The 22185-nt window shown below is 72.7% G+C and carries 20 protein-coding genes; 6 read left to right on the top strand and 14 right to left on the bottom strand.

Translation table 11 applies throughout. The annotated features are described in order from the left end of the window. The 3 genes from CCN42_RS05480 to CCN42_RS05465 all read right to left on the bottom strand — a co-directional run. Positions 1 to 1045 (bottom strand): lipase family protein (locus tag CCN42_RS05480; RefSeq protein WP_086733338.1); only part of this gene is annotated, 1045 nt, incomplete at its 3' end. 186 nt (positions 1046 to 1231) lie between these two features. After that, positions 1232 to 2410, bottom strand: a complete 1179-nt coding sequence (locus CCN42_RS05475) for a S1 family peptidase (protein WP_086733336.1) — start codon at positions 2408 to 2410, stop codon at positions 1232 to 1234. A gap of 927 nt (positions 2411 to 3337) precedes the next feature. Then, entirely contained in the window at positions 3338 to 4462 is a 1125-nt protein-coding gene (locus CCN42_RS05465) for a diaminopropionate ammonia-lyase (RefSeq protein WP_086733334.1), read from the bottom strand. A gap of 124 nt (positions 4463 to 4586) precedes the next feature. Between CCN42_RS05465 and CCN42_RS05460 the strand changes: the two genes are divergently transcribed. Continuing rightward, a complete protein-coding gene (locus tag CCN42_RS05460) occupies positions 4587 to 5531 on the top strand; it encodes a LysR family transcriptional regulator (protein ID WP_086733332.1) in 945 nt (314 codons plus the stop codon). Between the two features lie 122 nt (positions 5532 to 5653). Further along, positions 5654 to 7324 carry a sigma-70 family RNA polymerase sigma factor gene (locus CCN42_RS05455; protein ID WP_086733330.1) on the top strand — a complete coding sequence of 557 codons (1671 nt, stop codon included), beginning with the start codon at positions 5654 to 5656 and terminating at the stop codon, positions 7322 to 7324. 126 nt (positions 7325 to 7450) lie between these two features. On the opposite strand, the gene CCN42_RS05450 is transcribed toward CCN42_RS05455, so the two are convergent. Next, positions 7451 to 8623, bottom strand: coding sequence for a serine hydrolase domain-containing protein (locus CCN42_RS05450; protein WP_086733342.1), 1173 nt, complete (start codon positions 8621 to 8623; stop codon positions 7451 to 7453). A gap of 442 nt (positions 8624 to 9065) precedes the next feature. On the opposite strand from CCN42_RS05450, the gene CCN42_RS05445 reads away from it, so the two are divergent. Beyond that, positions 9066 to 10061, top strand: a complete 996-nt coding sequence (locus CCN42_RS05445; RefSeq protein WP_086733328.1) for a trypsin-like serine peptidase — start codon at positions 9066 to 9068, stop codon at positions 10059 to 10061. A 117-nt stretch (positions 10062 to 10178) separates the two neighbouring features. On the opposite strand, the gene CCN42_RS05440 is transcribed toward CCN42_RS05445, so the two are convergent. The 7 genes from CCN42_RS05440 to CCN42_RS05410 all read right to left on the bottom strand — a co-directional run bounded on the left by CCN42_RS05440 (position 10179) and on the right by CCN42_RS05410 (position 16183). After that, a complete protein-coding gene (locus CCN42_RS05440; protein ID WP_043505797.1) occupies positions 10179 to 10397 on the bottom strand; it encodes a helix-turn-helix domain-containing protein in 219 nt (72 codons plus the stop codon). Positions 10398 to 10495: 98 nt separating this feature from the next. Then, on the bottom strand, positions 10496 to 11038 hold the full coding sequence (locus CCN42_RS05435) for a VOC family protein (protein WP_086733326.1): 543 nt from the start codon (positions 11036 to 11038) through the stop codon (positions 10496 to 10498). Positions 11039 to 11271: 233 nt separating this feature from the next. Beyond that, on the bottom strand, positions 11272 to 11922 hold the full coding sequence (locus CCN42_RS05430) for a response regulator (RefSeq protein ID WP_086733324.1): 651 nt from the start codon (positions 11920 to 11922) through the stop codon (positions 11272 to 11274). Beyond that, positions 11915 to 13267, bottom strand: a complete 1353-nt coding sequence (locus tag CCN42_RS05425) for a sensor histidine kinase (RefSeq protein ID WP_086733323.1) — start codon at positions 13265 to 13267, stop codon at positions 11915 to 11917. Before CCN42_RS05425 ends, CCN42_RS05430 begins: the two co-directional genes overlap by 8 nt. A gap of 1 nt (position 13268) precedes the next feature. Next, complete coding sequence (locus tag CCN42_RS05420; RefSeq protein WP_086733322.1) at positions 13269 to 14021, bottom strand: ABC transporter permease; 753 nt, start codon at positions 14019 to 14021, stop codon at positions 13269 to 13271. Next, entirely contained in the window at positions 14018 to 14923 is a 906-nt protein-coding gene (locus tag CCN42_RS05415) for an ABC transporter ATP-binding protein (protein ID WP_086733321.1), read from the bottom strand. The genes CCN42_RS05420 and CCN42_RS05415 overlap by 4 nt, the downstream gene beginning before the upstream one ends. A gap of 174 nt (positions 14924 to 15097) precedes the next feature. Continuing rightward, the gene (locus CCN42_RS05410) at positions 15098 to 16183 is read right to left on the bottom strand and encodes a DUF5937 family protein (RefSeq protein ID WP_086733320.1); all 1086 of its coding nucleotides are present in this window, start codon (positions 16181 to 16183) and stop codon (positions 15098 to 15100) included. A 100-nt stretch (positions 16184 to 16283) separates the two neighbouring features. Here CCN42_RS05410 and CCN42_RS05405 point away from each other — a divergent pair, with 100 nt between their 5' ends. Further along, positions 16284 to 17531, top strand: coding sequence for an MFS transporter (locus CCN42_RS05405; RefSeq protein WP_086733319.1), 1248 nt, complete (start codon positions 16284 to 16286; stop codon positions 17529 to 17531). A gap of 18 nt (positions 17532 to 17549) precedes the next feature. On the opposite strand, the gene CCN42_RS05400 is transcribed toward CCN42_RS05405, so the two are convergent. Next, positions 17550 to 18149, bottom strand: coding sequence for a dihydrofolate reductase family protein (locus CCN42_RS05400; RefSeq protein ID WP_086733318.1), 600 nt, complete (start codon positions 18147 to 18149; stop codon positions 17550 to 17552). Continuing rightward, positions 18146 to 18982: a metalloregulator ArsR/SmtB family transcription factor gene (locus CCN42_RS05395; RefSeq protein ID WP_086733317.1), complete on the bottom strand. Its 837-nt coding sequence runs from the start codon at positions 18980 to 18982 to the stop codon at positions 18146 to 18148. Before CCN42_RS05395 ends, CCN42_RS05400 begins: the two co-directional genes overlap by 4 nt. A gap of 229 nt (positions 18983 to 19211) precedes the next feature. Between CCN42_RS05395 and CCN42_RS05390 the strand changes: the two genes are divergently transcribed. Together CCN42_RS05390 and CCN42_RS05385 are read left to right on the top strand one after the other, a co-directional pair. Next, a complete protein-coding gene (locus CCN42_RS05390; RefSeq protein ID WP_169731408.1) occupies positions 19212 to 20606 on the top strand; it encodes a cellulase family glycosylhydrolase in 1395 nt (464 codons plus the stop codon). 245 nt (positions 20607 to 20851) lie between these two features. Continuing rightward, entirely contained in the window at positions 20852 to 21664 is an 813-nt protein-coding gene (locus CCN42_RS05385; protein ID WP_086733315.1) for a restriction endonuclease, read from the top strand. Positions 21665 to 21733: 69 nt separating this feature from the next. On the opposite strand, the gene CCN42_RS05380 is transcribed toward CCN42_RS05385, so the two are convergent. After that, positions 21734 to 22185 (bottom strand): MarR family winged helix-turn-helix transcriptional regulator (locus CCN42_RS05380; RefSeq protein ID WP_107427546.1); only part of this gene is annotated, 452 nt, incomplete at its 5' end.

The following is a 22185-nucleotide window of genomic DNA, read 5'->3' as shown; positions in this document are numbered from 1 at the left end:
CGAGGCGCTGCGCGTCGAGCACCGCCTGGGCGCGGGGCTCACCAGCGAGGACCTCCGCGAGGGACTTCCCGCTCGACGTCCACTTCGTGCTCTTGGTGAAGCCGTGACCGAGGATCGCGTCGCCCACGCAGGTGGTCGCGATGTCCTCGAGCGCGGCCCGCCCCGTCGCGTTGACGTTGGCCTCCACGACCTCGCGCAGAGCGGGTTCGGCCTGGGCGAACCCGTTGATCGACCAGCCCAGGGCGCCCGCCAGCGCGCTGCCGTCGATGCCCTTCATGACCTCCGTCAGATCGGCGGGCGGCGCGCCGCTGTAGGTGCCGACGAGGGGCACGTCGGGGGCGTACGTGCGCTGGAGTTCGGCCGCGGCGGCACTGGCGCCGCCGCCCTGGCTGTAGCCGTACATGCCGACCCGGGAGGCTGCCGTGACGGACGCGCCCGGCACGGAGCGTGCCGCGCGTGCCGCGTCCAGCATGGCGTGCCCTTGGTCGAGGCGGTTGACGTAGGTGTGCAGCCGGTCGGTGGCGCCGAGGCCGACGTAGTCCGTGACGACGACGGCCGCGCCGGTCGCCAGGAGGCGGTAGACCGCGAGGATCTCGTAACCGACCGAGAGCGTCTGCCCGTTCAGGAGCAGCGGGTGCTGGAGGGAGAACGACGGCGCGCACTGGTCGCCCTGGCCCATGGTGCCCGAGCCCACCACGACCAGGGGGCGGGGGCCGTCGCCCTTCCACGCCGCGGACGGCTCGATGTAGGCGCCGGTGACCGCGACCCGCTCGCCGCCCGAGTCGGTGGACGTGTACATCAGGCGGGTGGCCGTGCCCGGCAGCGGACGGCCGTCGAGGCCGGGCAGTGCGAGCCCCAGGGGGAGCGGCTCGTGCCGGACCAACGTGCCGTTCCCTTCGGGCAGTTCGGCGGGCGGGGTGTAGAAGGCGGGGATGGTGACGCCCCGGGACACCACGGGGTCGCTCGCGGCGGCGGGCGGGGCGGACGCGCAGACACAGGCTGTGGTGACGACGGCGGTCGTCAGCACGGTGCCGATACGGCTCACGGTTCACTCCTCGCTCTGCTGCAGGAAAGTGAACCGGAAACTAGCACTGCTCAGTTACCACTGGTAACACCCGGGCGGGTTACGGGCTGGTAACTTTCTCGGCCGGTGGCGGCACGCTGTCGCCGTGCACACGAAGAAGCGGGCCCCCGCTCGTCCGGCAGGGCCCGCTCGCTCGACACCGTCAGGTCAGGCCGTGTGCAGCGTCAGCCCGTAACGGCTGAGGATCTCGTTGATCGGCTGGAACCACGTCTCGCCCCCGCCGGAGCAGTTGCCCCAGCCGCCGGAGGTGACACCCTGCGCCTGGTCGCCGCTGATGAAGGAGCCGCCCGAATCACCCGGCTCGGCGCACACGCTCGTCTTCGTCATCTGACGCACCGCGCCCTGGCTGTAGTTGACGGTCTCGTTCTTGGCCAGTACGGCGCCGCAGTGCCAGTGGGTCGTCGAGCCCGAGCGGCAGATGGAGGCGCCGATCGGGGCCTCGGCCGAGCCGCGCACCAGCCGGTCCGGGATGGTGCCCCAGCCGAGCACGACGGGTACCGTCCACCAGCCGCTGCCCACGTTGACCCACGCGTAGTCGTTCTCCGGGAACGAGGAACCCTGGAAGGTGCCGATGTGGGAGCCGTCCCAGCCCCTGACCGCCGCGCCGGTTCCGCCGCAGTGCCCGGCGGTGACGAAGCCGCCGTGGACCGAGAAGCCGATCGAGCAGCGGACGTTGCCGGTGTAGTAGGGGTCGCCGCCCACGGTGCCCGCCGCGAAGGTCTGCGCGGCGGCCCGTACGGTGCGCACGGTGACCGGACCGGCCTTGCGGGCCTCGGCGACGAACCGGCGGACGTCGGAGTCGGACCGCTGGTCGCGGACGACGTTCACCGCCACGGTGTTGGCGACCGGGTCGACCGACCAACTGCTCACTCCGGCGGGTGCCTTCAGGCGGTCGATGCGCGACTTGACCGCGTCGAGCAGGCGTGCGCTGTGCTCCACGACGCGGACGCCCGCACCGGAGGAGCGCAGGGCGCGGACCGTGGAGGCATCGGCGTCCGAGGTGACCGCGACGACCAGTTTCCCGCTCTCCGCCTCGAACCAGGCGCCACCGTACGCGGCCCCTGCGGTCTTGCGGGCCTCGGGCACCAGCCCGGTGGCACGGCGCTCCGCGGTGAGGCGCGCCTCGGCCTCGGCGCGGGAGAGGCCGAAGTCCCGCTGCATGGCCTGAAGGAGGCCGGGGGAGGCGGACGCGGACCCGGCCGAGGCGGCCGTGGTGGCCGAGTCGGCGGTGTCGCTCGCCGCCGCGGGGAGGGTGCCGGCCGCGGACCAGCTGCCGATCAGGAGGAGCGCGGCCACGCAGGCCTGCGTGAATCTGTTGCGTGTCATGGAAGTCGCTGCCCTTCGTCGTTCCCGCGAGGTGGGGTGGAACAACCGCAGTCTGAGAGCGCTCTCATGTGATGCGGGCCGAGCCTAGCGAGGGATGGCCTATCAGGTCCATGCCAATGCGGGAATTGGGCTGGGATCAGACGGGGCCGATGGGGGCGGGTGAGGGGCGCGGTGCGGCGGGATCAGCGGGCTGCGCCTGCGATCGACAGGCCGAAACCGATCAGGGCGACGCCCGTGACACGCCCTGGTACGCGGTGGGTCCGGGGCCGTTGGAGGAGGCGCCGCCGCACTCCGGCCGGCTGGTAGTGCGTGGCTGCCGAGCCAGGCGAGGGTGAGGGTGGTGTGGAGGAGGACGAGCAGTGCCGTGACCCAGGCGGCGGGCAGGTGGGGCGGAGTCAGTGCGGGGAGCGGTCCGGGGTAGGAGACGGCGATCTTCGGGGCGAGGACGTTGCTGATCAGGCCGGTCCGCCACGGGCTGCCGGACAGCGCCCCGGTGCCGGTGCCGGTGCCGGTGCCAGTGCCAATTCCAGTGCCGGTGCCGGTGCCGGCGAGGGGTGGGAGTGGGCGGCCCGGCGGGTCTGACGGAGGGTCCGCGCACCCGGGTACGGCAGGCAACCGGCGCCCAGCAGCCGGAGCGCCCGGTGGGCCGCCGGTGAGGCTGCCGGTGCGGCAGCGACCGGCTGCCGTCAGCGCGCCCCGGAGCGGCAGCCCGGCCGCGGCCCCGGCCACGGTCCGCAGCGCGTCCGCAGCGCGTCCCCAGCGCGTCCGCAGACGTCCGCAGCGCGTCCGCGGGGCCGTCCGCGAGGGCGCGGCGGGTCACGATGGCCATGTCGGGGCCGGGCATGACGGTCAGCACGCTGAGAACGGCGAGCACGACCGTGAGGTGGGTCGCCATTCGGGGGAAGTCCTCTCCTCGGCGCCGCGAGGTCATTCGTCGGTGACAGTCCGGGGGTTGGCGGCCGTTCCCTCGGTGCTCAGCAGGACGGCCACCGAGGACGGGCCGAGCCCCAGTGCCGTACGGCGTTCCCCGGCATCCGGGCCGCTGAGTGCCGCCCGCAGACCGGCCAGCGACGCCGCCCCGCAGGGACCCGAGGCGACGCCGAGAGCGGCGAGATCGCCGGCCGCGCGGGCGCTGTCGGCGTCGCGGACGGCGACGGCGGCGTCCAGGCCGCCGCGCAGATACGGCCAGGCGATGCTCGACGGAGTGCCGCAGTTGAGCCCGGCCATGGTGGTCTCGCCGGTCTCGACGGTGACGGGTCGCCCGAGGACGAGGCTGCGCAGAACACAGGCCGCGGCATCCGGCTCCACCGACAACAGCGCCGGCGCATGCCCGGAGGGGCGACTGCGGTAGTGGGTGACCACGGCTTGGGCCAAGGACCCGACGCCGACAGGGATCGAGACGAGATCGGGCCCCTCGGCGACCCCTGCGGCGGCCAGTTGCTCGTCGATCTCGGCGCACAGGGTGGAGTAGCCTTCGACGATCCACCCCGGGATCCGCTCGTAGCCCGGCCAGGCGGTGTCCTGCACCAGGACCGCGTCCGGCCCGGCAGCCGCCTCGGCCGCCAGCCGTACCGCGTCGTCGTAGTTGCCCGGTACCTCGGTGACCTCGGCCCGCTCCGCGGCGATCGCCGCGACGGCCTGCCGGTGCACGCCGCGTGGGACGAACACGTGGGCTCCCTGGCCCAGGAGGTGTGCCATGCGGGCCACCGCGCGGCCGTGGTTGCCGTCGGTGGCCGTCACCAGGGTGACCCTGCCCCTCCGCTCGCCGTTCGCGGCCCGTTCGGCGAGGGCGCGGTGCACCGCCCAGGAGGCACCCAGCGCTTTGAACGCGGGCAGGCCGAGGCGGCACGATTCGTCCTTGACGAAGACCCGGCCGATCCGCAACTCAGTTGCCAGGGAAGAGAGTTCCGTCAGGGGGGTGGGGGAGTAGCCGGTCAGTGCGGCGTGGAAGTCCCGCACCTGCCGGGGTGCGGAAGCGCACCGCCACGTGCGGGCGGTGCCGGGCTGCGCGAACCAGCGCGGCCCATGGGGGAAGGAAGCGTTGTCGGACACATGATCAGGGTCGGATGCGCACCTATGATCGGTCCAGCGAATGTTTCCGACCTGTACTCATCGGAAAATCCGATGCCAGGCTTTCCCGCCGGTCCGCCGTACGGTCAACGAGGAGAGCGCGCCCGTGTTCGATCTGCACCGACTGCGCCTGCTGCGCGAACTCAAGCATCGCGGCACCCTGGCGGCCGTCGCCGCCGCGCTGTCCTACGCCCCCTCCTCCGTCTCCCAGCAGCTCTCCCAGCTCGAAGCCGAGGCCGGCGTGCCGCTGCTGGAGCCGGTCGGACGGCGGGTACGGCTGACCGAGCAGGCCGAGATCCTCGTCGCCCACACCGAAGCCGTCCTCGAACGCCTGGAGCGCGCCGAGGCGGACATCGCCGCGTCCCTCACCGACCTGACCGGCACCCTGCGCATCGCCGCCTTCCAGACCGCCGCTCTGGCCCTCGTCCCCACCGCCCTCGGCCTGCTGCGCGCGCGGCACCCGCAACTGCGCGTCCACGTCACCCAGCTGGAACCGGAACAGGCCCTGCCCGCCCTGGCCGCCCGGGACTTCGACCTGGTCGTCGCCGAGGAGTACCCCGGCAACCCCAGCCGGCGCCCCGCCGGACTCGAAGAGGAGCACCTGCTCGACGACCCTCTCCGCCTGGCCCTCCCGAAGCCGCCCGGCGGCCCGGACGCCGTCGCCCCCGGCACCGGCGGGCCGATGGGAGCGCTGCGCTCGCTGGCGGACCATCCGTGGGTGATGGAGCCCGAGGGCACAGCCGCCCGGCACTGGGCCATGACCCTGTGCCGCAACGCCGGCTTCGAACCCGACGTACGCTTCGAGACCACCGACCTCCTGCTCCACCTCCGCCTGGTCGAGCAGCGACACGCCGCCGCCTTCCTCCCCGACCTGGTGTGGGACGGGCGTCCGTCGACCGTGCCCCTGCGGCAGCTCCCCGCAGGTCAGGACACTCGCCGCGTCTTCACCGTCGTACGGACCGGCCGGAGTCGGCATCCCGCCGTCCTCGCGTGCCGCGACGCCCTCCTCCGCTCCGTCGCCCTCCGGGTGCACCGCCGTCCGGGAATGTGACGTCTCTCGCACGGACGTACGAACGCGGTCCGCGTCCGGAAAAATTGTTATCCCTGGCCCACCGGCCGATCTCCCATGCAGCGGACAGCAACGTTCGGCGTCGAAGACGAGGAAGACCTGCCATGAGTACAGAGCGCACGAGGGAGACGGCGGCACTGGTGACCGCTGCGCAGAGCGGTGACCCGGAGGCTCAGGACGCCCTGATCAGTGCCTATCTCCCGCTGGTCTACAACGTCGTGGGGCGTGCACTCGACGGCTCCGTCGACGTGGACGACGTCGTGCAGGACACCCTGCTGCGAGCACTCGACGCGCTGGGCGGTCTGCGCGCTCCCGAGAGCTTCCGCTCCTGGCTCGTGGCCATCGCGATGAACCAGGTCCGAACGCACTGGCGCGACCGGCAGTCGGCCCCGGGCGCCGTCGAGGAGGCCGCGGACCTCGCCGACCCGGGGGCCGACTTCGTCGACCTGACCATCGTGCAGTTGCAGCTGTCCGGCCAGCGCCAGGAGACCGCGCGGGCGACCCGCTGGCTGGAGCCCGACGACCGAGGGCTGCTGTCGCTCTGGTGGCTGGAGTGCGCCGGTGAGCTGACACGATCCGAGGTCGCCGCCGCCCTGGAACTCTCGCCCCAGCACACGGCGGTCCGGGTGCAGCGGATGAAGGCACAACTGGAGGCCGCCCGGGTGGTCGTTCGCGCGCTCGACGCGCGCCCGCGCTGTGCGGAACTGGCGGGGCTCCTGGCCCCGTGGGACGGCCGGCCCTCGGCGCTGTGGCGCAAGCGAATAGCCCGCCACGCGCGTGCTTGCTCCCTCTGCTCCGGCCTGTGGAGCGGGCTGATGCCCGCGGAGGTCCTGCTGGCCGGCCTCGCCCTGGTCGCGGTGGCACCCGCCCTGTGGAACAAGGTGCTCGCCCCCGCGGGCGGGATGGCCGCGGTCGGCTCGGCGTCCCGGCCGGGATTCCCGGCAGGGCATGGCCGCCCGGCTCCGGGAGCCGGACATCGCGCCGCACCGCGCCGCCGGACGGCCTCCCGCAGTCAGGTACGTCGGCGACGCCGCATCCGGCGTCGCGCCGTCGCCGGTGCCGTGGTGATGTCCGGCGTCGTGGGCGGCGGCCTGTGGTACTTCGGCACGGACCCCGGTACCGCACCGGAGCGGGCGACCGCCGCGCCCACGGCCGGTGCCCACGCGGCGGACCTCCCGGCGCCGAGCGCCGCCGAGGCCTCCGCGTCGGCCCTGCGGTCCCCGTCCGCGTCCGTGTCCGCGTCCCCATCGCCGTCCGCGTCACCGTCGAAGAAGGCGACCCCTTCCAAGAGCCCCGCCAAGAAGACCGCGCCGACGGCCACCCGGCCCCCGGCCCCCCAGCCGACTCCGAGCGCACCCGGCACCCCACCGGCGCAGCCGGCCCCGACGGGAACCGTCGCGCAGGTGGTCGCCCTGGTGAACGAGGAACGGGCGGCCGCCGGCTGCGCTCCGCTCACGGAGGACCCGCAGCTGAACCAGGCCGCACAGGGCCACTCGGAGGACATGGCGGCGCGCGGCTTCTTCGACCACACCAACCCGGACGGCGCCGATCCCGGCCGGCGCACCACCGCAGCGGGATACGCGTGGTCGACCTACGGGGAGAACATCGCCCGGGGCCAGCAGACCCCGGAAGCGGTGATGGAGTCCTGGATGAACAGCCCCGGTCACCGCGCGAACATCCTCAACTGCTCGTTCGAGGACATCGGCGTGGGTGTCCACGACGGCTCGGGCGGGCCGTGGTGGACGCAGAACTTCGGTGCCCAGCAAGGTAGTTGAGGGAGCGGGTGAGCGGGTGAGCGGGGAGCGGCAGGGGGCGCGCCGAGAGTCCGCGACGCCCTGTCGGCGCGACCGCGTTCCGGGGGCCGCCGTCCCCGCCGGCCCCGCACCCGCCACCCGGTCGAGTCACGCACCGCGCGGCGGGCAGAACTCGGCCGAGACGACGTTCTTGCCGCCCCCGACCCAGTCGCCGTTGAAGTTCAGCGTGATCATGTGCCGGCCGTCGCTGGTGCCGAAGGCCTGGGTCGTCGAGCCGTGGATGCCGCCGGAGTGGCCCCAGACCTTGACCCCGCAGGTGGTCTCGTACTCGATGAGGCCGAGGCCGTAGCGCTGGCGCGGCAGGTTGCCCTCGGTCGAGAGGGCGGTCGTCATCTGCCGGAGCTGTGCGGGAGGCAGCAGTCTGCCGCGGAACAGGGCGGTGAAGAAGCGGTTGAGGTCGGCGGCGTTGCTGATCATCTCGCCCGCAGCCCCGGCCCAGGACGGGTTGAGTTCGGTCACGTCGTAGGTCTTGCCGGGGTCCTCGGTGAAGGTGGAGTAGTGCCGGGTGGGCGCGGGGACGTGCGGGTCGGTGCCGGGGAAGTGGGTGGAGCGCATGCCGAGGGGCCGGGTGATACGGCGCTCGATCTCCTCCGCGTACGGCCTTCCGGTCAGCTCCTCGATGATCAGACCGAGCAGGAGGTAGTTGGTGTTGGAGTACTTCCAGGAGGTGCCGGGCTCGAACTGCGGCGGATTCTTCAGCGCGAGAGCGATGACCTGCTGGGGAGTCCAGTCGTCGTATCGGGACTGGAGGAAGTCGATGCCCATCACCTTCTTGGCGAAGGTGGCGTCGTCGGTGAAGTTGTGGATGCCGCTGGTGTGGTTCAGCAGCTGCCGGACCGTGATCCTGGTGCCGTCGTGGCCATTGCCCCGCACGAGTCCGGGCAGGTAGTGGTCGACGCTGGCGTCGAGGTCGGCCCTCCCTTCCGCCTGTAGCTGGAGCACGACGGTCGCCACGAGCGTCTTGGTGACGCTTCCGGCCCGGAATTGGTCGCGGTGCCCGCGCGGCTGCCGGGTGGAGAGGTCGGCGACGCCCGAGGTGCCCTTCCACACCCCACGGCCGTCGCGCACTTCGGCGACGATGCCCGGCACGCCCGCCGCGACGGCCGTGTCCATGGCGGCCTGGGTGGCATCGTGCCCGGGCTTCCGCACCTCGGCGGTCGTCCCGGCGCCGGCCGCCGTCGCGGGGGTGGTCAGCAGGGCCGTACCCGCCGCCGCGATCACGGTCACGCCCACCAGCGCCGTCCGCAGGCGTCTCGACATGTGCACCAGCCTCTCTCGGTGTGCGGGACACGCTGCGGTGCCGACCGCCCCTGACGAACCATCAACAACCGTGCTGTGTCGATCATATGGCGCACATTCGGAAGGGCGACCGACAGCGGCTTCGCCGTGAGGGGCCGGCCGAGTTCCTGGACGGCGAGGCGGACGTGTCCGGCCGGGTCGTCGTGGACGCGGCCGCAGGCCGCACCCGCCGGGCCGGAGGCCCGAACGCAACGACCGGAAATCGGTGGCGCGTTCACGCGACCGGTCGGAGCAGGCTCCAGTCGCCGCCCGAGTCCCGGATCCCGGGAAGATTTATGTTGACGCGCCCCTGACAGCCGAGATTTTCCGTGGCACGCTGCCACACGCACGTCTGTCCGCACCGCTCTTCGTACCCCCACCCTGCCCGGACACCGACGTCGGGGCACGGCAGAAGGAGACATGCGTGAGACGCCATCGCACCGCCCCAGGCATCCTGCTGGCCCTGGCAGCCCTGCTCACGGGCGGCCTCGTCGAGGCCGGGACGGCCGCCGCGGCGGCATCCGGCACCGATGCGGCCCGGTCGGGAGGCCCCGTACCGGCCCGCACCACCCCCGCCACCGAGCAGCACAAGGCCCGCACGTTCTGGACCGCCGAGCGCATGCGCGGCGCCACACCTCTCGATCTCCTGGTGACCCCGCGAGCCGCCCAGCGGCTGAAGGCGCCCAAGGCCGCCGAGGGCCGGACGACGACCGTCGAACCCACGGCCGCCCCCGCGTCCTTCCCGCAGGCCGGGGGCGCGTGGACCGGCGGCGGCGCGGTCGTGAAGACGTCGGGCCGGGTGTTCTTCACCTTCCAGGGCCGGACCGCATCCTGCTCCGGCAACGCCGTGACCAGTCAGAACGCCAGCACCGTCATCACCGCCGGCCACTGCGTCAAGTACCAGGGCAGCTGGCACACCAACTGGGTGTTCGTCCCCGCCTACGACAACGGCAGCGCCCCGTACGGCCAGTGGACCGCGACGAGGACGCTCACCACCCCGCAGTGGGAGGCGAGCGAGGACATCAACTACGACATCGGGGCGGCGGTCGTCGCTCCCCTGAACGGCCAGAAGCTCACCTCGGTCGTCGGTGCGCAGGGCATCCAGTTCAACGGCGGCTACAACAAGCCGATGTACGCCTTCGGCTTCCCGGCCGCCTCGCCGTACGACGGATCGAAGCTGATCTACTGCAGCGGCAACAGCTCGAAGGACTTCCTATTCTCCCAGGACCACGGACTCGCCTGCAACATGACCGGCGGCTCCAGCGGCGGCCCCTGGTTCACCGGCTTCAGCGAGTCGACGGGCGCGGGTCTGCAGGTCTCCGTGAACAGCTTCGGCTACACGTTCCTGCCGAACCGCATGTTCGGCCCGTACTTCGGCAACGACGCCAAGGCCCTGTACGACAAGGCGCAGACCTCTTAGGGCGCGCCGGCCGGACCACCAGCGCCGGCCCGGGCGCCGAGCGCGCCCGGGCCGGCACGGCGCCGCGTCACCGCCGCCGCGGCCGGTCGTCCCCTACGGCCGGCCGTCCGGTCGCCGTCACCCCTTCGCCCGGCCCGACTTCTCGAGCCGTCGGTGGTCCCCGCCCCGGTTGCGCAGGGGAGCTTCCGCCTCGGTGAGGACACGGTGCACGAAACCGTAGGACCGTCCGTGGGCCTCGGCGATGGCCCTTATGGACAGCCCCTGTTCGTACTGCCGCTTCATCTCTCGCGCGAGTTCCACACGAGCCGTACCGGTGATCTGCTTCCCCTTGTCCACGACGCGTCTCCTTCGGTGATCGACGTCCGGCTGTGATCGTCGACTACCCAGGAGAGAAGAGAAGTCACAGGCATCGGCCCGCCTCTGGCCCGATCCGTTCAGCGACCGGGGCCGGTCGTCCTGACGGGCGCGCTGCTGCGTCCCTGGCTCCGGCCGCTCAGCTCGGTGTCCAGCGTCTCCTGAGCCACGCGCATGCCCTCGGCGTACACCGGGTCCTGCAGCCGCTTCCAGATCTCCTCCTCGGAGACGTCCTCGATGTGGCTGACCACCCACCAGATGTTGCCGAACGGGTCCCGGACGCGTCCTCCGCGCTGGCCGAAGGCGTTGTCCGACAGAGAGGTGACCACCTGGCTGCCGGCCGCGAGGGCCCGGGAGAACGTCTCGTCCGCGTCGGCGACGAACACGCGCAGCAGGCTCGGCAGGGCGGGCCAGTCGGCGCGCCGGTCGAAGGCCAGCACGACGGTGTCGCCGATCCGGATCTCCCCGTGACCGATCGATCCGTCCTCCGTGGGCACCCGGGCGAGCTCCTCGCCGCCGAACACCTCGGTCACGAAGTCGAGGAAGCCCCCCGTGTCGTCGGTGACGACCCAGGGTGCGACGGTGGTGTAGCCCTGGGGTGCCGTGCTGGTCTGCTCTGACATGGCGGTCCTCCCGTTGATGTCGGCTGTCGGGCACGACGGTAGGCGCCGTATAGGCCGGATCCTGTCCTAGGGGGTGGCGTCGAACTCCCGTCTGCCCCGCGANNCGCACCGGACGCCGCAGGGCCGTCCTGCGGACGACGACGGGAGTTCGACGACACCCCCTAGCGGCCGCAGCGGGGCGCTCCTGGAGCGGGCGTCACCGCGCGGGCCGGCCGGCGCGAGCCGGGCTCACCTCAGCGGCGTCCCAGGATGCCCCGGTCGTATCCCACGGCGACCGCGGCCGCGCGGTCCTTGACACCCAGCTTGGCGTAGATGTGCGTCAGGTGCGTCTTGACCGTGGCTTCGCTGATGAAGAGTTCGGCGGCGATCTCACGGTTGGAGGTGCCCCGCGCGACGAGAACGAGGACTTCCCGCTCGCGGGCGGAGAGGGACTGGTCGGAGGGTGCGGTGGGCGCGGCGGGGGTCCGGACGCGGGTGACCAGCCGGGTCGCGACGGCCGGGGACAGCACGGTGCGGCCCTCGGCGGCCGCGCGCACCGCGGTGAACAGCTCCTCGCGCGGGGCGTCCTTGAGGAGGTAGCCGGTGGCGCCCGCCTCGATGGCGGGGAGCGTGTCGGTGTCGGTGTCGTACGTGGTGAGGACGAGCACCCGGCAGCGGGCGCCGCGCCGGGTGAGCTCGGCGATGGCGTCGACGCCGCTGCCACCGGGCATGCGCAGGTCCATCAGAACGACGTCCGGGTCCAGGCGCCGGGCGAGTTCGACGCCCTCCACACCGTCGGCGGCCTCGCCGAGCACCCGGAAGCCGGGGCCGGCGTCGAACATGCCGCGCAGGCCGTCCCGTACGACGGGGTGGTCATCGACGATCAGGAGGGTGATCTCAGTCATGGCGCGCCAACGGTACGCGAGCGCTGATCGCGGTGCCCTGCCCGGGTTCGGCCTCCAGGGTGAGGCGCCCGGCGAGGCGTTCGGCCCGGACGCGCATCCCGGCGAGGCCGAAACCGCCGCTCCGGCCGCGGGCGGGAACCGCGGCCGGGTCGAAGCCGTGGCCGTCGTCCCGTACGTCGAGGGTGATCTCGTCGCCCATGTAGGAGAGGGTGACCCCGGCCCGTGCGGCCCCGGAGTGCCGTTCGGTGTTGGCGAGAGCCTCCTGGGCGATGCGCAGGAGAGTGGCGGCCACCTCGTCGTGGAGGGGCTCCTCGGTACCGGTGACGGTGAACCGGGCGGTGATGCCCGTGCGTTCGGACCAGGCGGCGACGGTGGTCTTCAGCGCCTCGGGGAGGGTGTCGTGCTCCAGGGCGACGGGACTGAGGTCCTGGACCGAGCGGCGGGCCTCGCGGAGGCTGTGCCGGGCGAGATCGGCCGCGCGGTGCAGATGCACGCGGGCCTGGCCGGGGTCGCCGCCCGCGTCGGCCGCCTGGAGCTGGGCGATGATCCCGGTCAGGCCCTGGGCGAGGGTGTCGTGGATCTCGGCGGCCAGCCGCCGCCGCTCGTCGGCCACGCCCGCCTCGCGGGCCTGCACGAGAAGCTGGGCCTGGAGGGCGGCGTTCTCGGCGAGGGCCTGTTCCAGGCGGGCGTTGGTGCAGGCCAGTTCGGCGATGGTCGCGGCGCGCTCGGCGGCCTTCTCGGCCTCCTTGACACCCAGGTGGGAAAGGCCCACGGCCAGGACGGAGTTGAGGGCGAAGAGGGCACCGAACGCGACCCATTGGAGGGTGGAGCGGGGCGGGAGTCCGCCGGCTTGGGAGCCGGCCATGGTGAGGGCGACGACGAGCAGTCCGGCCCGGGCCGGGGCCGGCCGGGGCGGCAGGAGGTGCACGGCGTCGAAGTAGCCCATGCAGGCGTAGACGGCGAAGAAGGGGTTGAGCCAGGTGAGCGCGAAGGCGAGCGCGCTGCGCAGGACGAAGTAGCCCGTGGAGGCGGCGTCGGGGGCGCCGGGGACGAGTACGGCCGGGGCGGGCTCGGCGGACTCGTCCCCTGGCGGCCCGTCGCACTCCGCGGACGGGGCCGGGGCGGCGGCGAGGGCACGCTGGTGGGCGGTCCACCGGAGTTCGAGGGCGAGCGCGGCGGCGGCCAGGATGCCGGCGGCGATCGTCTTCGGCCCGTCCATGACCGCGTCGGCCGAGGCCGCGGCGAGAACGGCGGCGAGGGCCAGGAGGCCGTACGGGCCCCAGCGGAAGAACTGCCGCCAGTGCTCCTCGACCGCCGTTCCCCTCGCGCTCACGTCGACCCCCATGTCACTCCCAGCGGAACCGGCGGACCGCCACGCCCGTGAGGACCGCCGCCCACAGGGCCATCACCCCGAGCGTGGTCCACTCCGGCCAGGCGCCGCTCCCGGCCGTGTCGAGCGCCCGGGAGGCGGCGCCGTACGGGGTCAGCTCGACGACCTCGCGCAGCGTACCGGGCATCGCCTGGACCGGCACCCAGACGCCCGCGGTGAACATGGTCGGGAAGAACACCGCGGAGCCGACCGCGGTGGCGATCTTCTGGGTGCGGGAGACCGCGCAGACCGTCGCACCGAGGGCGAGCCCGACCGCGGTCGCGAGGAGCAGGGCCAGGCAGTAACCGGCGATGTTGCCCGGCAGGGCGACGTCGAACGCGAGCCGGCCGACGGTGACGGCGAGCAGGGACGAGACGAGCGCGGCGACGGCGTGCAGGGCGAGCTGGGCGGTGAGCAGGGCGGCCGGGCGGACCGGAGTGGTGGACATCCGGCGCAGGATGCCGCGTTCCCGGTAACCGGCCAGGACCGGAGGCATGGCCTGCAGACCGGCCATGATCAGCGCGAAGAGCACCGAGACGGCGACGTACAGGTCGATCACCCGGCGATGGCCGAGGTCGGCCGAGGGCTCGCGGAAGGAGGGGATCAGGCCGAGGATCACCAGGAGCACGGTGGGGGAGAGCATCACCCAGAACAGACTGCCGGGTTCGCGTGAGAAGAGGCGGGCCTCGGTGCGCAGGACCGCGCGCGTGGCGGTGACGGTGGTGGTCATGACCGGTCGGCTCCTGTGAGGTCGAGGTAGGCGTCGTCGAGGGTGGCTTCGACGACGCGCAGGCCGCGAGCGGTGACGGCGCGGCGCGCGAGCAGGTGGATGAAGGCGTCCACGGTCTCGTCGGTGCCGGTGACGCTGGTCCGGCCGTCCCGGGTCTCCACGTCGACCGTGCCCGGCAGTGCCAGCAGGTCGGCCCGGTCGAGGGGCGTGTCGGCGGCGAAGGACACGGTCCGGGACGCGGCGGTCCGGTCGATGAGACCGGCGGGTGTGTCGAGGGCGGTGACCCGGCCCCGGTCGATGAGCGCGATCCGGTCGCAGAGGCGCTGGGCCTCCTCCATGAAGTGGGTGACGAGCAGCACGGTCACCCCGCCGGCCCGGATGTCCTCGACCAGCGCCCAGGTCTCGCGCCGGGACCTCGGGTCGAGTCCCGTGGTCAGCTCGTCGAGAACGACCGCCCGCGGGTTGCCGACGAGAGCGAGGGCGACGAACAGCCGCTGTTTTTGCCCGCCGGACAGCCTGCCGAAGCGGGTCCCCAACTGCCCTTCGAGACCCAGCCGTTCGACCAGCACGCGCCAGTCGGCGGGCCGGTCGTGGAAGGACGCGTACAGGCCGAGCGCCTCGCGGACGGTGAGCTTGGGCTGGAGCTCGCTCTGCTGGAGCTGGACGCCGAGCAGCCGGGTGACCTCCTCGTGGCGGGTGACGGGGTCGAGCCCCGCCACCCGCACGGTTCCGCCGTCGGGGACGCGCAGGCCCGCGACGCACTCGACGGTGGTGGTCTTCCCGGCACCGTTGGGGCCGAGCACCCCGAAGATCTCCCCCTCCTCGACCGCGAAGGAGACGCCGTCCACGGCCTTCCGGTCGCCATAGGCCTTGTGCAGGTCCTGAATCTCGATCATCGGCATGTCTCGAGAGTCGTCCGAGACGGCCGCCGGGGGTATCGGCCATCACGCTCGATCCGGGATCAGCCGATCGGCTGATGCGCGTGCCGGAAGTCGTAGCGGTGCTTCGCCGCGCAGCGCACGGGGCGGATTCCGTCCGGGCGTCGGGGCACCGGTACGTCGGTGGGCGGGCGCCGATCAGCGCAGTACGGCCGCCAGCAGGTCGGTGCCCAGAGCCGTGAGGCCGGGCAGGTCCAGGGTGTAGCGGACGTAGCGGCCGTGCCGTCGGGACGTGAGCAGGCCCGCGCGGCGCAGGACGGCGAGGTGGCGGGAGACCTCGGGGGCGGAGAGTTCCCAGGTGTGGGCCAGCTCGCCGGTGGTGTGCGGGCCGCGGGCCAGGGTGCGCAGCAGCCGCAGCCGTACCGGATGGGAGAGCGCCTCCAGCCGTAGCGTGACCGTCTCCAGCGACACCGGCTCCGTCGGGGCCGGATCGGCCACCGGGTACTGCACCACCGGCTGCCATCCGGGCGCGTGTACCACCACCAGATGCGGGCGGTTGAAGACACTGGGGATGAAGGTGACGCCGGTGCCGTGGGCGGCGGTCGCCTTGTCCTGCAGCTTGTCCACGATGATGCAGTCGCCGTCCGGCGCCAGGGCGACGGCGCCGGAGACCGCCGCGAGCGCCGCCCCGATGCCCTGGCGCGTCAGCAGGTCGTTCTTCAGACGCAGGTCGGTGGCGAGCCGTACGACGGCGCTCGCCCAGGCGGCGTCGAAGAAGGCCTCGGCACACTGTTCGAGGGTGTCGCGCACCCGCGCCCGCACGGCGGCCGGGTCCACGAGCAGCCGTTCCGCGAAGGCCTCCTGACGCGCCCCCCGGGCGTGCGCCAGGTCCAGGGCCCGCTCGCGCGCGGCCCTGTCGGTGAGCGGTGACGGCGCGGCCGAGTGGGCCCGGCCGCCGCCGCACGTGGTGACGAGCGCCGCGGTCACATACGTCTCGTCGTCGACCCGGTCCACGTCGTCCAGCTCCTCGGTGAGGGTCGGGCGGGGCCGGGCGGGGATCAGGAAGTCGGCCTGTGAGGAACGCCAGAGGAACTCCGCCTCCCGCAGCCGCTCAGCCAGTTCCGGCCGCAGCCCGGCCCAGACGTCCGCGGCCCAGCCGGCGAGCTGGGGATGGTGTCCGGGTTCGGCCAGCACGTGCAGCATCGCGGTCAGCTCGGCCAGCGGGGAGGCGGCGAACCGCACGCGTTCGGACGGCAGCCCGCTGATGTCGATCCTCAACGTCATCCGCTCATCATCACGGGCCGGACGGGTGACGGCTGCGTGGGTTGACGGACTCCGTCAACCCACGTGCCCGGCCCGGCGGCCGGCCCCACCGTGAGTCCGCATGTCGACCCTCACCACGATCCGGCCCCGGTCCCTCGTCCGTGCCTCTGGAGGCCCCCGCTACGCCGTCGCGCTGGCCGTCGACGCGCTCGGCACCGGCCTGCTGCGGCCCTTCCTCCTGCTCTACGGGGTGACGGTGCTGAAGCTGTCCGCGCCGGTCACCGGCACCGCCATGACGGTCGCCGTGGTCGCGGGTCTGCTGTGCATGCCCGCGGTCGGCCGATGGCTGGACCGGGGCGCGCGCACCACGGTCGTGGCCGCGTCGATGCTGGTGCGGGTCCTGGGCGTGGCTCTGCTGCTGGCCACGCCGGCGGGGCACGTCTGGCTGTTCGCGGCGGCGGCGCTCTTCCTCGGCATCGGCAACCAGGCCTGGCCGGCCGCCCACGCGGCGCTCGTGGCCTCGGTCGCCCACGGCCGCGACCGCGACGCCGCGCTCGCGGCAGGCCGTGCCCTGCGCAACGCCGGCCTGGGCGTGGGCGCGCTCATCGCCACCGCGTGCCTGGCGGGCGGCACGACCGCGCTGCGGGGACTCGCGGCCGTCACCGGGCTCGCGTATCTCGTCGCGGCGGCTCTGACACGGTCGGTCCGCCTGCCCGCGGTCACGGTCACCGCCCCGGCCGAGGAAGGTGACGGGCTCGACGGGCCGGCCCCCAGGATGCGCGCGCTGCTCGCCGCCAACGTGGTCTACGTGTTCTGCCTCAACGTCCCCGAGATCGCGCTCCCCCTGATCCTGGTGACGCAGTTGCACGCCTCCCCGGTGTGGTCGGCGGCCGTCTTCGTGGCCAACACGGTGCTCGTGGTCACCCTGCAGGTACCGGTCACCGTCCTGCTGTCCCGCTACTCCCGGCGAACCGTGCTGGCGCTCGCCGGCGTCGTACTCGCCGCGTCCTACGCCGGCTTCCTCGCGGCCACCTCGCTGGGACCCGGCTGGGGCGCCCCGGCCGTCGCCGCGGTGTCCGTGCTCTGCACGGTCGGCGAGATCGTCTACGCCGGCAGCGCCACCGCGCTCGTCACCGCCCTCGCCCCGGACCGTCTCCTGGGCCGCGCCGTCGCCCGCTTCGAACTCTCCACGGGCTTCGGGCTCGCCGTCTCCCCGGCCGTCATCACCACGCTCGCCCCACACGGCCCGACCGCCCTCTGGGGCAGCCTCGCCGGAGCGACACTCCTCTCCGCCGGTGCCATCGCCCGCATGCCGTACGCGTGCGACATGCCGGCCGGCGCTGCCGAGCCCCGGCCGTCCGTGAAGTGACGCGGGGTCCGCGCGTGGTCAGCGCACGCGGTCGTACACGGCGGCGATCTCGCCCAGCTCGCCGGTCTCCTGGTGGGTGAGCCGCCACCGGGAGGCCGGCAGACCGTCCTCGAACAGCCGCTGTCCGCCGCCGGTGATCTCGGGGCAGATCATGAGGTACAGCCGGTCGAGCAGGTCGGCGGCGAGGAGCGCCTTGATGACGCTCGCGCTGCTGTTGACGAGGATGTCGCCCCGGCCGGTGGCCTTGAGCCGGGTGACGACGTCCGCCGCGGGGGCGTCGACCACGCGGGTGCGTTCCCACGGTGCCTCGGTGAGGGTGCTCGACAGGACCACCTTCTCGGTGTTCACGAGCCACTCGGCGTATGCGCGGTCACGTGGGTCGGCGTTCTCGTCCGCGGCGACCGTGGGCCAGTACCCCAGGAATCCTTCGGCGTTGAGCCGGCCGAGCAGTGCCGTGGTCGCTCCGTCGTGGATGCGGGCGAGATGGTTCCGCGCGGCCTCGGTGATCGCGTACGGGACGATCGCGCCCAGGTCGCCGGGGCCGCCGGGACCGTTGTAACGGCCGTCCAGGGTCAGGCTGATGTTCGCGGAGACTCTGCGCCCGGTCGGGTCGGTCATGGCTGTGCTTCCCTTCGCTCGTCGGGTGATGCGGTGGTGCGCCGGACTGCGCCGACGGCGTCGGCGAGGTTGTCGAGCACCTGGGTCCAGCCGGTTTCGATGCCGGCGATGAACGGCACGGCGTCGACGGTCGTCCCGGTGATCCGCAGGCCGAGGAGCAGGCGGGTGCCGCCCTCGGCGTCGGTCAGCGTCACGTCGTAGTGACCGGTGAACGCCACGGTGCCGGCCTCGATCACCGACAGGTCGAACACGAGGCGTTCCGCTTCCGCGGCGGCGTGGACCCGGCCCCGCGAGTGGTACTGCCCCTCGGCGTCGCGGTAGTCGAGGACGGCGCGACCACCGGGCCTCGGCTCCAGGACACAGTCGGTGACCGTCAACGGGGGCGGGGCCCACCAGGACGCCAGGAGACCGGGGTCGGTCCAGTGGCGCCAGACCACGTCCCGGGGCGCGGTCAGTACGCGCTCGAACGAGAAGGTGCGGCCGTCCGCCCAGCGTTCTCGGTCCGCGACCGCGGAGTCCGCCTCGATGGCGGCGAGGTAACGGGCGATGACGTCCCGGTCGCCCGCGTGCGCCTCGATGGCCCCGGCCAGCTCCCCGAGGCGGCGTCCCAGTGCGGCGAGGGGTGCCGCCTCCACCGCGTAGACGCGGCGCTGCCCGAGGGGGAAGACGGTGACCAGGCCCGCGCGGGCGAGGGTCTGCAGGTGCTTGGTGGTCTGCGGCTGCCGCAGACCGGCCAGCCCGGCCAGTTCCCCCACGGAGCGGGGCCGCTCGGCCAGAAGCTCGACGATGCGCCACCGCGCGGCGTCTCCCAGTGCTGATGCGATCCGTTCCATGACGCTGAATATTCTCTGATCAGAATATTCGTGTCAAGGAATATCCACGGTGTGGACGCTGTGGACCGTCTGGTGAATCGATCCGGCGCCTGAGGGGTCGTCATGAGCCCGTCGCGCCGCCACCCGGTCGAATGCCTATACGAGCGTCCTCGCGCCGGTGTACGGTCTCGGGCCGATGGACTTTGGGAGCGCTCCCATTCCGATTCCGCTTCGCACGAGGAGGAACGCTGTGAAACGCACTCTCGCACTACTGGCGACCTGCGCGACGGCCCTGGGTCTCACGACGCTGGCCACTCCGCAGGCGCAGGCCGCCACCGGCTGCAAGGTCGAATACACCGTCACCAGCCAGTGGACGGGCGGCTTCCAGGCCGGTGTGAAGGTCACCAACCTGGGCGACCCCGTCACCGGCTGGACGCTCGAGTTCCGCCTGCCGGACACGGGGCAGAAGGTCGTCCAGGGCTGGAACGCCACCTGGACGCAGTCGGGCTCCGCCGTCACCGCAGCCAACGTGGACTGGAACCGCACGCTGGCCACCGGCGCGGCGACGGACCTGGGCTTCACGGGTTCCTTCACGGGCGCCAACCCCAAGCCCACGGCCTTCACCCTCAACGGCGTCGCCTGTACGGGCTCGGTCGGCGGCGAGGAACCCCCGCCCGACCCGGATCCCGGCCCGAACCCCACCCCGGGCACGCCCGTCGGCATCAACGGGCAGCTCCACGTCTGCGGTGTGAACCTGTGCAACCAGTACAACCGCCCCATCCAGCTGCGCGGCATGAGCACGCACGGCATCCAGTGGTTCGGCAAGTGCTACAACAACGCGTCCCTGGACGCGCTGGCGAGGGACTGGAAATCGGATCTGTTCCGCATCGCCATGTACGTGCAGGAGCAGGGCTATGAGACCGACCCGGCCGGCTTCACCAGTCGCGTCAACAGCCTCGTCGACATGGCCGAGGCCCGCGGCATGTACGCGCTGATCGACTTCCACACCCTGACGCCGGGCGACCCGAACCACAACCTCGACCGGGCCAAGACGTTCTTCGCCTCCGTCGCCGCCCGCAACGCCGCCAAGAAGAACGTGATCTACGAGATCGCCAACGAGCCCAACGGCGTGAGCTGGACGGCCATCAAGAACTACGCCGAGCAGGTCATCCCGGTGATCCGGGCCGCCGACCCGGATGCCGTCATCATCGTAGGCACCCGCGGCTGGTCCTCGCTGGGCGTCTCGGACGGATCCAACGAGACCGAGGTCGTCAACAACCCCGTCAACGCCACCAACATCATGTACGCGTTCCACTTCTACGCCGCGAGCCACAAGGACAACTACCGCGCCACGGTGAGCCGGGCGGCCACCAGGCTCCCGCTGTTCGTCACCGAGTTCGGCACGGTGAGCGCCACCGGCGGGGGAGCGATGGACCGGGCGAGCAGCGTGGCCTGGCTGGACCTGCTGGACCAGCTGAAGATCAGCTACGCGAACTGGACGTACTCCGACGCCAACGAGAGCAGCGCGGCCTTCAAGCCCGGCACCTGCAACGGCACCGACTACAGCAGCAGCGGTGTGCTCACCGAGTCCGGGGCGCTGCTCAAGAGCCGGATCAGCACCCCCGACACCTTCCCGACCAGCTGACCGTCAGCCCATCCGGCATACATGGGAGCGCTCCCGGAACCTCCTGTGATGGGAGCGCTCCCGAACGCATGACGAGCGAACGAGACGGGTCGCATCGGCGGCCGTAGGCCTCCGGCGCGGCGGCCCAGCACCGCGGCATCAGCGGTGCCGGGCCCGCCTGTTCACCCGTTCGGCGGTAAACGATCAGATCGCGGGCAGACGCCGTGAGTGGTCTTCGTTCCGATACCGAGGGAGGGCTGAGACCGGTGGCCGTGCCGGAGCGCCCCAGGCGCTTCTCCTACCGTGAGCGCCCCTTCGACCTGCGGGCGACCGCCGTCTTCTTCATCCTGAGCGCCTTGATCCTGGTGCTGGTGGGGCTGTTGGCCCGCGCGGCTGTCGACGCGGCCGAGCGGCGGCCCGCCTGGGTGGTGATCCTTGCGCTCGGCGGTGTCGCCTGCGCACTGGTGTGGCGGCGCAACCGGAGACGGATGTCGGTGTCGCGCATCGCCCGCCGCACCACCGAAGCACTGGAGGAGGCCACGGCGACCGCGCTGGACGTGCTGGAGGAGGACGACACGCATGACGGCGGCAGCCGTGTCCTCCCGGCTGACGGCGACGGACAGGCCGCCGTCGAGGGCGGCCTCGGCGAGGAGAGGACCCTGGTCCTCGACTACGCCGCGCTGAGCGCCGACGCGTTCGAGCAGGCCGTAGCGGACCTGTGTGCGCGGGACGGCTGCACGCAGGTGCAGGTCGTGGGCGGGGCGGGGGACCTGGGCGCCGATGTCGTGGCGTGGGCGCCCGACGGCCGGCGCGTTGTCATCCAGTGCAAGCGTTACGGGGACGACAACAAGGTCGGTTCGCAGGAACTGCAACGCTTCGGCGGCACCTGCTACACCGTTCACGAGGCGGATGTGGCCGTCGTCGTGACCACCAGCGACTTCACCGCACCGGCCGAGGAGTACGCCGAGCAGTGCGGAATAGTGTGCGTGAACCACGAGGTGCTGCGGGCCTGGAGCGACGGGCTGGTGGCGGGGCCATGGGCGGCCGTACCGGACGGCGGCGCCGGTGAGTGCGTCTGAGCCCTGCCGGGCCGGGCGAGCCCCTTCTCGCCCTCGGCGGAAGCGGCACTGCTCCTGGCGCGGGTGACATCACGCGTCGTCGGGTCCGGGATGCGTGGACCGGTGGTGCTCCGTCAGTACGGTGAGCAGACGGGTGAGTTGCTCCCGCTCGCCCGGGGCGAGGGGGGCGAGGAGTTCGCGCTGGGCGTCGGTGATGAGCGTATCGAGGCGTTCGAGGCGGCGGCGGCCGGCGGGGGTCAGGGTGATGACGTTGCGGCGCCGGTCGACGGGGTCGGGGTCGCGGCGGATGCAACCGGTGTCGGCGAGTTCGTTGAGGACGGCGACCATGTCGCTGCGGTAGATGCCCGTGCGGCGGCTGAGTTCGGCCTGGCTGGCGGCTCCGGCCTCGGCGAGCGCGACCAGCACGGCGAAGTGCCACTTGTGAGCGCCTTCGGCGGCCAGGCGGTCGCTGACGAGCCGGTCGGCGACGATCGAGGCCCCGGCGAGCAGGCGGCTGGGGATGCCGCGCAGCCGGGCGGGGG

The sequence above is a fragment of the Streptomyces glaucescens genome (assembly GCF_002154375.1).
Taxonomy (GTDB): domain Bacteria; phylum Actinomycetota; class Actinomycetes; order Streptomycetales; family Streptomycetaceae; genus Streptomyces; species Streptomyces glaucescens.
This window is presented reverse-complemented; position numbering and strand designations above follow the sequence as displayed.

Bases quoted from the DNA above. Each gene is read 5' to 3' on its own strand.
- CCN42_RS05475 (WP_086733336.1), bottom strand. From the start codon at position 2,410: ATGACACGCAACAGATTCACGCAGGCCTGCGTGGCCGCGCTCCTCCTG.
- CCN42_RS05455 (WP_086733330.1), top strand. From the start codon at position 5,654: ATGAGTACAGAGCGCACGAGGGAGACGGCGGCACTGGTGACCGCTGCG.
- CCN42_RS05450 (WP_086733342.1), bottom strand. From the start codon at position 8,623: ATGTCGAGACGCCTGCGGACGGCGCTGGTGGGCGTGACCGTGATCGCG.
- CCN42_RS05435 (WP_086733326.1), bottom strand. From the start codon at position 11,038: ATGTCAGAGCAGACCAGCACGGCACCCCAGGGCTACACCACCGTCGCA.
- CCN42_RS05430 (WP_086733324.1), bottom strand. From the start codon at position 11,922: ATGACTGAGATCACCCTCCTGATCGTCGATGACCACCCCGTCGTACGG.
- CCN42_RS05425 (WP_086733323.1), bottom strand. From the start codon at position 13,267: ATGGGGGTCGACGTGAGCGCGAGGGGAACGGCGGTCGAGGAGCACTGG.
- CCN42_RS05420 (WP_086733322.1), bottom strand. From the start codon at position 14,021: ATGACCACCACCGTCACCGCCACGCGCGCGGTCCTGCGCACCGAGGCC.
- CCN42_RS05415 (WP_086733321.1), bottom strand. From the start codon at position 14,923: ATGCCGATGATCGAGATTCAGGACCTGCACAAGGCCTATGGCGACCGG.
- CCN42_RS05410 (WP_086733320.1), bottom strand. From the start codon at position 16,183: ATGACGTTGAGGATCGACATCAGCGGGCTGCCGTCCGAACGCGTGCGG.
- CCN42_RS05405 (WP_086733319.1), top strand. From the start codon at position 16,284: ATGTCGACCCTCACCACGATCCGGCCCCGGTCCCTCGTCCGTGCCTCT.
- CCN42_RS05400 (WP_086733318.1), bottom strand. From the start codon at position 18,149: ATGACCGACCCGACCGGGCGCAGAGTCTCCGCGAACATCAGCCTGACC.
- CCN42_RS05395 (WP_086733317.1), bottom strand. From the start codon at position 18,982: ATGGAACGGATCGCATCAGCACTGGGAGACGCCGCGCGGTGGCGCATC.